9 protein-coding genes are annotated in these 12,180 nt (G+C 69.5%); all 9 read left to right on the forward strand.

Annotated elements, in window-relative coordinates:
* Positions 1 to 39: 39 nt before the first annotated feature.
* The 9 genes from ACZ7L0_RS03085 (at position 40) to ACZ7L0_RS03125 (ending at position 12,170) form a co-directional block, all read left to right on the forward strand.
* Positions 40 to 1,284, forward strand: a complete 1,245-nt coding sequence (locus ACZ7L0_RS03085; RefSeq protein WP_471240633.1) for an ROK family transcriptional regulator — start codon at positions 40 to 42, stop codon at positions 1,282 to 1,284.
* Positions 1,281 to 3,155, forward strand: coding sequence for a glycoside hydrolase (locus ACZ7L0_RS03090; RefSeq protein ID WP_471240634.1), 1,875 nt, complete (start codon positions 1,281 to 1,283; stop codon positions 3,153 to 3,155). Before ACZ7L0_RS03085 ends, ACZ7L0_RS03090 begins: the two co-directional genes overlap by 4 nt.
* 250 nt (positions 3,156 to 3,405) lie before the next feature.
* Positions 3,406 to 4,668, forward strand: coding sequence for an ABC transporter substrate-binding protein (locus ACZ7L0_RS03095; protein ID WP_471240635.1), 1,263 nt, complete (start codon positions 3,406 to 3,408; stop codon positions 4,666 to 4,668).
* Between the two features lie 20 nt (positions 4,669 to 4,688).
* Positions 4,689 to 5,654, forward strand: a complete 966-nt coding sequence (locus ACZ7L0_RS03100; protein WP_471240636.1) for a carbohydrate ABC transporter permease — start codon at positions 4,689 to 4,691, stop codon at positions 5,652 to 5,654.
* A complete protein-coding gene (locus tag ACZ7L0_RS03105; protein ID WP_471240637.1) occupies positions 5,651 to 6,523 on the forward strand; it encodes a carbohydrate ABC transporter permease in 873 nt (290 codons plus the stop codon). Before ACZ7L0_RS03100 ends, ACZ7L0_RS03105 begins: the two co-directional genes overlap by 4 nt.
* A gap of 12 nt (positions 6,524 to 6,535) precedes the next feature.
* Complete coding sequence (locus tag ACZ7L0_RS03110) at positions 6,536 to 9,415, forward strand: glycoside hydrolase family 2 TIM barrel-domain containing protein (protein ID WP_471240638.1); 2,880 nt, start codon at positions 6,536 to 6,538, stop codon at positions 9,413 to 9,415.
* Between the two features lie 142 nt (positions 9,416 to 9,557).
* Positions 9,558 to 10,559 carry an ABC transporter ATP-binding protein gene (locus ACZ7L0_RS03115; RefSeq protein WP_471240639.1) on the forward strand — a complete coding sequence of 334 codons (1,002 nt, stop codon included), beginning with the start codon at positions 9,558 to 9,560 and terminating at the stop codon, positions 10,557 to 10,559.
* A 1-nt stretch (position 10,560) separates the two neighbouring features.
* The gene (locus ACZ7L0_RS03120; protein ID WP_471240640.1) at positions 10,561 to 11,364 is read left to right on the forward strand and encodes an ABC transporter permease; all 804 of its coding nucleotides are present in this window, start codon (positions 10,561 to 10,563) and stop codon (positions 11,362 to 11,364) included.
* Positions 11,364 to 12,170 (forward strand): ABC transporter permease, encoded by an 807-nt coding sequence (locus ACZ7L0_RS03125; protein WP_471240641.1) that lies wholly within the window; start codon positions 11,364 to 11,366, stop codon positions 12,168 to 12,170. Before ACZ7L0_RS03120 ends, ACZ7L0_RS03125 begins: the two co-directional genes overlap by 1 nt.
* The last annotated feature ends 10 nt before the right edge of the window (positions 12,171 to 12,180 follow it).

Consider the following 12,180-nt stretch of genomic DNA (forward strand, 5'->3'; position numbering starts at 1 on the left):
TCCCGGCCGGCCTGGCAGCGATGGGAGGGGCAGCTTTTCGTGAAGCGCACATCACGGGACATCCGCACCGCGAACCGCTACGAGGTGCTGCGCCAGATCATCGCCGAGTCTCCCACCTCCCGGCAGGAGCTGGCGGCCGCCACGGGCCTGAGCCTGGCCACGGTCGCCACGCTCGTCGGCGAGCTGCTCGACCTGAGGATGATCACCGAGGTCGGGTTCGAGGACTCGGCGGGAGGCCGCCCCCGGGGACTCGTGGCCGTCAACGCGTCGGGGGGCGCGTTGATCGGCGTGGACATCGCGGAGACGTACGTCCATGTGGAGCTCTTCGACCTCGCGCTGAACGTGCTCGCCCGCGCCGACGAGGACATGCGCCCGGGCGAGAGCCGCCCGGAGCAGGTGGTCGGCCACGTCGCCGCCGCGGTCGGTTCGGTGGTCGCGCAGGCCGGGGTCGAGGCGGCGCGGGTGCTCGGCGTCGGGGTGAGCGTTCCGGGGCAGGTGGACCGGGACACCGGCATCTCCGAGTACGCGCCCAACTGGGACTGGCACGACGTGCCGTTGCTCGATCTGCTCTCCGAGCACATCGCCTACCCCCTCTACCTGGACAACCCGCTGCGCGCCTGCGCGGTGGCCGAGCTGTGGTTCGGGGCCGCGCGCGGGCGCGGGGACGCCGTGGTGGTCAACCTCGGCACGGGGGTCGGCGCCGGACTCGCGCTCGGCGGCGGGCTGCACCGGGGGGTCAGCAACAGCGCCGGCGAGTGGGGCCACACCACGCTCGTCCTGGACGGCCGGCTGTGCCACTGCGGCAACCACGGATGCGTGGAGACGTACGTCGGGGCGCCCGGCATCATGCAGAACCTGCGGGAACTGAGCCCGCAGAGCACGCTGCTGCATCCCGAGGACCAGACGGCCACCATCGACGCCCTGGCCCGCGCCGTTGCCGCGCACGACCCGGTGGCCGTCAAGGTCGTCCGGGACACCGCCCGCTACCTCGGCGCCGGTATCTCCGACCTGGTCAATCTGCTCAACCCCGAAGTGGTCGTGCTCAGCAGCTGGGTCGCCGCCCGGCTCGGTGAGCCGCTGCTCGACGAGGTGCGCGAGGCCGTCGCCCGGCACGCGCTCAGGCGACCGCTGGCCGCCACCGAGATCGTCCTCTCCCCGATCCCCACCGACCCGGTGTCCCTGGGCGCGGCGACGTTCGCGCTCGAAGGCGCCCTGCAGTCCGTCGGGCAGAGGGCAGCGAAACGCACCATCCCCGCAAGGAGCCGTACCGCACCACCTTCATGACGACGGAAGGGTTGCACGTGTCTCACCCCCGCACCACGACACCCCGCTCCAGGAGAGCGGTGCTGCTGACAGCCGCAGCCGCGCTCACTGTCGCCGGCCCCCTCGTATCCGCCCCGACCGCCTCGGCCGCCACCCCCACGGCGGCCGAGGTCTCCCCTCACGCCGCCCAGACCATCGACGACATCGGTGCCTCCGGCGCCTGGTGGGTCAACGACCTGCAGCACTTCGCGCCCGAGGTCCAGGCCCGGGTGGCGAAGCTGCTGTTCTCCTCGCAGGGCCTGGACCTGAGTTCGTACCGCTACAACATCGGCGGGGGCGGCGCCGCCGTCACCACGCCGGCCCGCGCCCCCGAGGACTTCCTGAAGCCGGACGGATCGTACGATTGGAGCAAGGACAAGGGCGGCCGGACGTTCCTGAAGTACGCCGCGGAGTACGGCGTCGAGGACCTGATCGGCTTCGTCAACAGCGCGCCCGCCCGGTGGACGACCAACGGGCAGAGCTGCGGCGGACGGCTGAAGGCCGAGAACACGGCCGACTTCGCGAAGTACATAGCCGACGTCACGGCCCACTTCGCCGAGCAGGGCGCGAGGTTCGACCACATCAGCCCCTTCAACGAGCCGGACAACGACTTCGGCAGCTGCGGCCAGGAGGGCATGCAGGTGCCGCCCGACCAGCGCGACGACATCGTGCGGGCGCTGGGCGCCGAGCAGAAGTCCCGGCACCAGAAGACCGGCGTCATCGCCGACGAGTCCAGCAGCACGGTCCAGTTCACCACCGAGGTCCCGCAGTGGATCTCGCAGCCCGGCACCGCGCAGTACGTGTCCGCGCTGGCCCACCACACCTACAACAACCCCGACGACGGCCAGCTCGGCAACGTCTACGAGACCGCGAAGGCGGTCGGCAAGAAGTCCTGGGCCACGGAGATCTGCTGCTTCGGCAAGGGCTCGACGGGCTGGAACCAGGAGTACGACCCGACCATCGACAACGCCCTGCTGATGTCGAGGATCGTCTACAAGGACTTCGCGAGCTCCCACGACTCGGCGTTCCAGTGGTGGGTGGCGCTCGCGAGCGGGTACGGCAGCGACCCGTCCACCAGGAACGACGAGGGCTGGAACGACGGCCTGATCTACTACGACCCCGACTACGCCACGAACGGCAACCAGACGCTGTACTTCACCAAGCGGTACTACGCGCTGGGCCAGTACAGCAAGTTCGTGAAACCGGGCTCGGTCGCGCACAACGTGACCGGGGCGCCGAGCGGCGTGGAGGTGTCGTCGTACGACCGGGACGGCAAGTGGGTCGTGGTGGTCAACAACCACAACACGACCGACACCGCGCTGGACCTGCACTTCAACAGCAAGGCGCCGGTGCGGGCCACACAGGCCGTCCGCACGTCGACCACCGAGAACTGGGCGAAGGCCGCCAAGCCGTCCGTCAGCGGCGGCACGGTGTCCGCCACGCTCGCCGCGCGCTCCGTGACGACGTACGTCTTCGACCAGAAGGGACACGGCACTTCGGCCGTCACCGGCGCCTGGCAGGGCAAGCAGTCCGGCAAGTGCCTGACGGCGGACGCCTCGGGAGCCGCGATCAGCACCTGCACGGGCGGCGCCGGCCAGTCCTGGTCGTACGACGCCAAGGGTGCCCTGAAGGGCGCCAACGGGTATCTGACGGCCGGGAGTTCGGGGCTGACGACAACCGCCGCCTACACCGGTGACGCCGGTCAGCGCTGGCTGCTGAACGCCAACGGGCAGATCCTGAGCGAGGCGACCGGCAAGTGCCTGGACGTCAGCGGGCAGGCGACAGCCGACGGCGGCAAGGTGATCCTCTACAGCTGCAACGGCGGGCCCAACGAGGCCTGGAACAAGGCGTAACACCCCGGGACCGAGGGCCGCCGGCCATCCCTGACCCGGCGGCCCTCACCCCCCGACGCACCCCCGGCAGACCGCCGGTCCACCCCCCACGTTCGTCATTCCGAACCGGACACAACGTTTCGCGCAGACTTCGTCCAACCCCTTGCCGAAGCCTTAGCCGAAGGTTAACGTCCCGCTCCGCAACCCATTTGAGCCATCTCGCGCTGAGCCGTAGAGCCGCAGCCGCACACATCGAGACAAGGACGTCAGCATGTCGGCAATGAGCAGCAACTGGGACCGCCGATCAATCTTCAAGGCCGCCGCGGGCCTGGCCGCCGCCGGCACGCTGGCCGCGTGCGGCAGCAACAACGGCCGTGGCGGAAGCGGCGGTTCGGGCAAGAACCTCACCCAGTACTTCCACGCCTACGGCGAGGCGGGCGTCGAGCAGGCGGTCAAGCGGTACGCGGCGGCGTACGACAAGGCCCATGTGAACACTCAGTGGATCACCGGCAGCAACTTCGAGAACAAGCTCTTTCCCGCGCTGCTCACCAAGAACGCGCCCGACGTGTTCGAGTTCCACCCGCAGATCCAGCTCGTCAAGAGCGGTCAGGTGGCCGATCTGACCGACCTCATCGACCCGGTCAAGGACGACTTCAACCCGGCCGACATCAAGTCGCACACGGTCGACGGGAAGATCTACGGCATACGGATGATCGACGACCCGCAGTTCTTCTTCTACCGCAAGTCGATGCTGGAGAAGGCGAACGTCTCCGTACCGACCACCCTCGAAGAGCTGATCGAGGCCGCGGCGAAGCTCACCACCAGCAAGGTGAAGGGTCTGTTCCTGGGCAACGACCTGACGCCCATCCAGAGCAACCTGATCTGGTCGGCGGGCGCCGACACCCTCGACGAGAAGAACGAGATCGCCTACCACACGGACGCCGTCGTCGAGGGCCTCAAGCAGCTGCGCGGCCTGTTCACCAGCGGCCACCTGCTTCTCGACGCCCCGGCCGACTGGTGGGACCCGTCCGCGCTCGACCAGGGACTGTGCGCCATCCAGTGGGGCGGCATGTGGGGGATGCCCACGATGCAGAAGGCGCTCGGCGACGACCTCGGCATCTTCCCGTTCCCCAAGGTCGGCAGCGGCGGCAAGCCGTCGGTCACCAACGGCGGCTGGTCGATGTTCGTCAACGCCAAGGGCGACAACGTCGACGCGGCCAAGGAGTACGTGAAGTGGCTGTGGATCGAGCAGAAGAAGTACCAGGAGGACTTCGCGACCTCGTACGGCTTCCACATCCCGCCGCGCACCTCCATCGCCCAGCAGGCCACCAAGCTCCAGTCCGGTCTGCCGGCCGAGGGCGTGAAGCTCTTCAACACCTACGGGCACTTCGACAACATCGGCTGGACCCAGGCGATGATCACCGCCCTCAACGACGTCATCGCCAACTGCGTCCGCAAGAACCAGAATCCGGAGGCGGCGCTCGACGCCTGCGACAAGAAGGTGAACCGCGAGCTCAAGAAGCTGTTCGGATAGTCCGGCGGAGCGCGAGCGACATGTCGACCACCACCACACGCGGGGTCACCCGCCCCGCCCCGGCCAAGGCCTCCCAGGCCCGGCCGCGGCGGGGTCTGCGGGGCAATCCCACCCTCAACTTCTGGCTCTTCACCGGCCCGTTCCTGATCGGCCTGGTGATCTTCGTCTTCGTGCCGATCGGCTGGAGCATCTGGCTCAGCTTCTTCGACGCCCGGTTCACCGTCACGCCGAGCGACTTCATCGGCCTCGACAACTACAAGACCGTCCTGACGGACCCCAACTTCACCAATTCGCTGGTGACGTTCACCGTGTTCGCCGCCTTCATCGTGCCGCTCACCTGGGCGCTGTCGCTGGGCCTCGCGCTGCTGGTGCACCGGCTGCGGTTCATGCGGGCGTTCTTCCGCTCGGTGTTCTTCCTGCCCACCGCGTGCAGTTACGTGGCCGCCTCGCTGATCTGGAAGATGTCCATCTTCAACGGTGTCCGCTTCGGTATGGCCAACACCGTCATCGGCTGGTTCGGCGCCGACCAGGTGGCCTGGCTCGCCAACCCCAGCCCGCCCTGGTACTGGCTGGTCATCGTGACGCTGCGCCTGTGGCTGCAGGCCGGTTTCTACATGATCCTGTTCCTGGCGGCGCTCCAGAACATCCCGTCGGAACTGTACGAAGCGGCCGCCATCGACGGCGCCAAGCCCGGCTGGCAGACCTTCCGCCACATCACGCTGCCGCAGCTGCGGGCCACCACCACCGCGGTGATCCTGCTGCTGCTCGTCGCGGCCTACCAGGCCTTCGACGAGTTCTTCAACCTGATGGGCAAGGCCACATGGGGCCAGCCGCCCCTCGTCATCCTCTACAAGACGGCCATCGGTGTGAACCAGGACTACGGCCAGGGCAGCGCGGGCGCGGTCATCCTGACCGTGCTGATCTGCGTCGTGACCCTTTTCCAGGGCAAGATCATGGGCTTCGGAAGGGGTGAGGAGTCCAAGTGACCACCACCATGCCTCCGGTCGACCGGCCGCGCCGCGTCAAGCGCGGCAGCGTCATCGGCAACACCGGCGTCTACGTCGCCGTCGGTGTCGCCGCGCTGCTCTTCCTGCTGCCCTTCTACCTGATCGTCCGCAACTCGCTGATGCAGGACCCGGAGATCACGGGCGAGAACTGGAAGTGGTTCCCCAGCCACATCCAGTGGGGCAACATCACCGAGCCGTTCGACGACGTGACGGTCGACTTCGGCCGGTCGATGGTCAACTCCCTGATCGTCGCGGTCCTGATGACCCTCGGCACCCTCCTGGTCTGCTCCCTCGCCGGCTACGGCCTCGCCCGCATCCCCTACCGGCACGCCAACAAGGTCTTCTACGCCGTCCTCGCGACCCTGATGGTCCCCACAGCCGTCACCTTCGTGCCCAGCTTCGTGCTGGTCTCGTCGCTCGGCTGGGTCGACACCTACCGCGGTCTCATCATCCCGGGCCTCTTCAGTGGTTTCACCTGCTTCCTCTTCCGGCAGTACTTCCTGGGGTTCCCGAAGGAGCTGGAGGAGGCGGCACGCGTGGACGGGCTCGGCTACTGGGGCGCGTACTGGCGCATCGTCGTACCGAACTCGCTGAACTTCTTCGCCGCGATGGCCACGATCACGTTCATCAGCGGCTGGAACGCCTTCCTGTGGCCGCTGGTCATCGGCCAGGACCCCAGCGCCTGGACGGTCCAGGTCGCCCTCTCCTCGTACATGACCAACCAGACCGTCAACTACCACCTGATCTTCATGGCCACCGCCATTTCCATCCTGCCCCTGGTGTTCGTGTTCCTCTTCCTCCAGCGCTGGCTGGTGCAGGGGGTTGCGCAGACCGGCATCAAGGGATGAGCTAGGAGACCGATGTCTTTCCGCACGACCACGGCCATCGATTACGTCGAGGACGTCTCCCCGGGCAGCGGGGCCCTGCCGCCCCGCTCCTGGTACGGGTCCTCCGACGCGAAGTCCCTCACGCTGAACGGGAACTGGCGCTTCAGGCTGTCGGGGACGGCCGACGCGCAGGACGACGGCTTCGCCGCGGAGGGGTACGACGCCGGGGACTGGGCCGAGGTCACGGTCCCCGGCCACTGGGTGCTCCAGGGCCACGGCTCCCCCATCTACACCAACCACCTCTACCCCTTCCCCGTCGACCCGCCGCGCGTGCCGACCGAGAACCCCACCGGCGACCACCTGCGCGTCTTCGACCTGCCTGAGGACTGGCCGGAGGAGGGCGGCGCGGTGCTGCGCTTCGACGGGGTGGAGTCATGCGCCCGCGTCTGGCTGAACGGCACCGACATCGGCGAGTTCAAGGGCTCGCGGCTGCCGCACGAGTTCGCCGTCGGGCACCTGCTGAAGCCGAGCGGCAACGTCCTGGCCGTCCGTGTGCACCAGTGGTCGGCGGGCTCCTACCTGGAGGACCAGGACCAGTGGTGGCTGCCCGGCATCTTCCGTGACGTCACCCTGCTGCACCGCCCGGCCGGCGCCGTCCTGGACTTCTTCGTGCACGCCTCCTACGACCACGTCGGCGGCGTGGGCACCCTGCGCGTCGACTCCGACGTGGACGGCCGGGTCACCGTGCCCGACCTGGGCATCGACATCGCGACCGGCGAGGCGGCGACCGTCCCGGTCGAACCGTGGTCTGCGGAGACCCCGAAGCTGTACGACGGCGTGCTGGCCACCGAGGGCGAGCGGGTGCCGCTGCGCATCGGCTTCCGCACGGTCGAACTGGCCGACGGCCTGATCAAGGTCAACGGAAAGGCGGTGCTCTTCAAGGGCGTCAACCGCCACGAGTGGCACCCGGAGAAGGGCCGCGCCCTCGACCTGGAGACCATGCGCGAGGACGTGCTGCTGATGAAGCGGCACAACGTCAACGCCGTCCGCACCTCCCACTACCCGCCGCACCCGGCCTTCCTCGACCTGTGCGACGAGTACGGGCTGTGGGTGATCGACGAGTGCGACCTGGAGACCCACGGCTTCACCGAGCAGGCCTGGCGGGACAACCCCGTCGACGACGACCGCTGGACCCCGGCCCTGCTGGACCGCGCGGCCCGCATGGTCGAGCGCGACAAGAACCACCCCTCCATCGTCATCTGGTCGCTCGGCAACGAGGCGGGCACCGGCCGCGGTCTGACCGCCATGGCCGAGTGGATCCACGGCCGGGACGCCGCACGGCTCGTGCACTACGAGGGCGACATCGACTGCCGTGACACGGACATGTACTCACGCATGTACGCGGACCACGCCGAGGTCGAGCGGATCGGCCGCGGCTTGGACGGCGGCACGCACCGGCGCCGGGAACTCCCCTTCATCCTCTGCGAGTACGGGCACGCCATGGGCAACGGCCCCGGCGGCATCGCCGACTACCAGCGGATCCTCGAGTCCTACGACCGGCTCCAGGGCGGCTTCATCTGGGAGTGGATCGACCACGGCATCAAGGACGAGCGGTACGGCTTCGCCTACGGCGGCGACTTCGGCGAGGAGCTGCACGACGGCAACTTCGTCTGCGACGGGCTGCTCTTCCCCGACCGGCGGCCCTCCCCCGGGCTGCTGGAGTACAAGAAGGTGATCGAGCCGGTCCGGATCGAGGGCGACGGCTCGGACGGCACGGTACGCGTCACCAACAGGTACGATTTCGCCGATCTGTCCGCGCTGGTCTTCGAATGGTCGTTCCAGGTGGACGGCGAGACGGTCGAGTCGGGCTCGCTGTCCGTTCCGGCGCTGGCGCCCGGCGAGTCGGCCGACGTGAAGCTGCCGGAGCCACCCGCGTTGAGGAGCGGTGAGACGCTGTGGACGGTACGGGCGCTGCTCGCCGCCGACACCGCGTGGGGACCGAAGGACCATGTGGTGGCGTGGGGGCAGTTCCCCGGGTCGGCACGACAGGTGCCGTCTGTGGCCGCGACCGCCGGGCCGGTCCTCGACGACCGGCTGATCACCCTGGGCCCGGCCTCCTTCGACGCCCGCACCGGGGCGCTGCGGACGATCGGCTCGGTCGGAGTCACCGGATTGCGCCTCGACGTGTGGCGGGCGACCACCGACAACGACGACGGCGCGGCCTGGCAGACGGACATCCGCTACGGCATGCTCTGGCGCAAGCTGGGCCTGCACCGTATGCAACACCGGCTGGACGCGGTGGAGGTGGGCGACGACGCGCTGACCGTGCGTACGCGGGTGGCGCCGGCCGCCTGGGAGGTGGGGCTGTCGACGGTGTACCGCTGGACGTCCGACGGAGATCGTCTACAGCTGACGGTATCCGTGACACCCGAGGGCGACTGGACGGTACCGCTGCCCCGGCTCGGTATCCGCCTCGGGCTGTCCGGCTCCGGCACCGACGAGGTGACGTGGTTCGGCGGCGGTCCCGGTGAGGCGTATCCGGACACCCGGGCGGCGTCGATGGTCGGCCGCTGGCAGTCGACGGTCGACGGTATGCAGACGCCGTATGTCCGTCCGCAGGAGAACGGCGCCCGCGCCGACGTCCGCTGGGCGGAGCTCGGCGGGCTGCGCGTCGAGGGCGACCCGGAGTTCTGGTTCAGCGCCCGGCGCTGGACCACCGAGCAGCTCGACGCCGCCACCCACCGCAGCGACCTCGCCCCGGGCGACACGGTGTGGGTCCACCTCGACCACGGCCAGCACGGCATCGGCTCGCAGTCCTGCGGTCCTGGCCCGCTGCCGGAGTACTACCTGCTCGCCGAACCGGCCGAGTTCTCGTTCGTCTTCGCCGAGACCGGCGGACCGACGGGGTCCTGACCTGTCCTGACCCCACGCCCCGCACCCGTGTACGGACAAGCGCCTGTAAAAGAAGTGGCGCGTGTGACGTACGCGGGTGTGGGCTTGTGTCCTCCGAGTGTCCGCCCGCCCGTTCCCGCTGCCGAAGGAGACACGTCTGGCCATGAATGTGACCGGTAACATCGAGGTGCGCGGTCTCTCCCGCACCTTCCACACCACCGTCCGCCGCCCCGGCTTCGCGGGGGCGCTCAGGTCCCTGGTGAACCCCGAGCGGGTCGCCAAGCACGCCGTCTCCGACATCAGCTTCGACGTCGCCCCGGGTGAACTCCTCGCCCTGCTCGGCCCGAACGGCGCGGGCAAGTCCACGACCATCAAGATGCTGACCGGCATCCTCACCCCGACCGCCGGCGAGGCGCGCGTCGCGGGTGTGGTGCCGTACGAGGAACGGGAGCGCAACGCCCGCAACATCGGGGCGGTGTTCGGGCAGCGCACCCAGTTGTGGTGGGACCTGCCGGTGCGCGAGTCGTTCGCGATCCTGCGGGACATCTACGAGGTACCCAAGGCCGAACACGCCACGCGGCTCGCGGAGTTCGACGAACTGCTGGACCTGTCCTCCTTCTGGGACACCCGGGTACGGCATCTCTCGCTGGGCCAGCGGGTGCGCTGCGACCTGGCGGCGGCGCTGCTGCACGATCCGCCGGTGGTCTTCCTCGACGAGCCGACCATCGGCATGGACGTGGTGGTGAAGGAGCAGGTCCGCGAGTTCCTGCGGTACCAGGTGTCCGAGCGCGGCCGTACGGTGCTGCTGACCACGCACGACATGACCGAGGTGGAGCGGCTCGCCGAGCGCGTGGTGCTGGTCAACCACGGGCGGCTGGTCCTGGACGGCACGCTGGACGAGATCCGCCGCCGGTTCGGCTCGACCTGGCAGGTGCGGGTGACGCTCGCCGATCCGCACGCCGAGGTGGCCGCGCTGCCGGGCGTCGCGGTGGTGCGGCGTGAGGGCCCGCAGGTGGTGTTCGGCCCCGAGGGCGCCGCCGCGCCGACGGTCCACCAGGCGCTGAAGCTGGTCGTGGAGCGCCACGAGGTGACCGACATCGCCCTCGACGAGGCCGACCTGGAAGACGTCATGCGGGCCGCCTACGTGCAGGCCGAGGCGGTGTGACATGGCCGTCCCCGTCGCCTGGCGCGCCGCCCGGGTCACCCCGCTCGGCGAGCTGTACACCCCGCCCCGCGTCACGGCCGCCCTGCTGCGGCTCACCGTCCAGGTCGTGCTGGTGGCGTCCCTGTGGCGCGGCCTGTACGCGCACACCGGCACGACGGCCGGGCTCTCCCGCGACCAGGCGGTGACGTACGCCGTCCTGGCCGTACTCGCCTCCCGGCTGCGCGAGCTGGACCAGTACGCGGCCCGGGACACGGTGGTCCAGCACCTCCACTACGGCACCATCGTGTACTGGTACCTGCGCCCGCTGCCGCCCCACCGCTACTACGCGCTGCGCGCCCTCGGCGAGCAGCTGTACGGGTTCGTCTGGGCGCTCGCCGGATACGCCGTCTGCCTGGCGGCCGGGGTGGTGCAGCCGCCCCGGTCGGCCGCGGTGGCGGGGGTGTTCGCGCTCAGCCTGCTGCTCGGGCAGTGGGTGCTGCACTACGTCATGCTGCTCATCGACCTGTTGTGCTTCTGGACCCTGCGCAACGACGCCGCCATCCTGATCCTCGTCTTCGCGCAGAACCTGCTGTCGGGGGTGTACGCGCCGCTGTGGTTCTTCCCGCACTGGTTCGTGGTGCTGAGCGGCTTCCTGCCCTTCCAGGCCACGCTGAGCGTGCCGCTGTCGCTGTACGTGGGACGGATCCCGCTGTCGGACGCGGGCGCCCAACTCGCCGTCCAGGCGGGCTGGGTGGTGGCCCTGTGGGCGGTGACCCGGTTTCTGTGGCGGCGGGCCGGCCGCCGTGTCGTCTCGCAGGGAGGCTGATGCCCGTGAACGCCGTACGGATCGCCTGGCGCATCACGCGCCTCAACTTCCGTGCCCAGCTGGAGTACCGCACCGAGTTCCTGATGATGATCGCGATCGGCGCCATCTGGCAGGTGTCGGTGATCGTCTTCGCGACGGTGCTGCTGACCCGGTTCACCGGTATGGGCGGCTGGGACAGCTCCGACGTCCTCCTCATCCCGGCCACCCGCATGCTGGCGCACGGGCTGTTCGTGCTGTTCCTGGGCCGGGTGCACGGTCTGGGCCGGCACATCCAGGAGGGGAAGATAGACGGGTATCTGCTGCGGCCCATGCCGGTCCACCGCCAGATCCAGCTGCAGTTCTTCCCGACCAACGCGATCGGCGACCTGACGGTGGCGGCGGGTCTGATGGCGGGCGCCCTCGGCCGCAGCCACCTGGACTGGACGGCGGGCCGGATCACCTACCTGGTCGCGGCCGTCCTCGGCGGGATGCTCCTGGAGGCGGCCCTGTTCACGGTGGTCGCCGCGGCCTCGCTGCGCTTCCCGGCGGCCGGGTACTGGGGCCGCTGGCTGGAGGAGCTGCTCGGCACCTTCGGCAGCTACCCGCTGAACGTCCTGCCGCAGGCGGTGGGCGGCTTCCTGACGTACGGCCTGCCGCTCGCCTTCGTCGCCTACTTCCCGGCGGCGGTGCTGACGGGCCACGGCCACCACGCCGGGGCGCCGTACTGGCTGGCCGCCGCCTCGCCGCTGGTGGGCGTCGTCGCGTATCTGCTGTCCCGGCTGCTGTGGCGGTGGAGCCTAGGGCACTACACGGGGGTGAACGGGTGACGGGGCGCGC

The organism is Streptomyces sp. NPDC039424, from assembly GCF_055639495.1.

Bases quoted from the DNA above. Each gene is read 5' to 3' on its own strand.
- ACZ7L0_RS03090 (WP_471240634.1), top strand. From the start codon at position 1,281: ATGACGACGGAAGGGTTGCACGTGTCTCACCCCCGCACCACGACACCC.
- ACZ7L0_RS03095 (WP_471240635.1), top strand. From the start codon at position 3,406: ATGTCGGCAATGAGCAGCAACTGGGACCGCCGATCAATCTTCAAGGCC.
- ACZ7L0_RS03100 (WP_471240636.1), top strand. From the start codon at position 4,689: ATGTCGACCACCACCACACGCGGGGTCACCCGCCCCGCCCCGGCCAAG.
- ACZ7L0_RS03110 (WP_471240638.1), top strand. From the start codon at position 6,536: ATGTCTTTCCGCACGACCACGGCCATCGATTACGTCGAGGACGTCTCC.
- ACZ7L0_RS03115 (WP_471240639.1), top strand. From the start codon at position 9,558: ATGAATGTGACCGGTAACATCGAGGTGCGCGGTCTCTCCCGCACCTTC.
- ACZ7L0_RS03120 (WP_471240640.1), top strand. From the start codon at position 10,561: ATGGCCGTCCCCGTCGCCTGGCGCGCCGCCCGGGTCACCCCGCTCGGC.
- ACZ7L0_RS03125 (WP_471240641.1), top strand. From the start codon at position 11,364: ATGCCCGTGAACGCCGTACGGATCGCCTGGCGCATCACGCGCCTCAAC.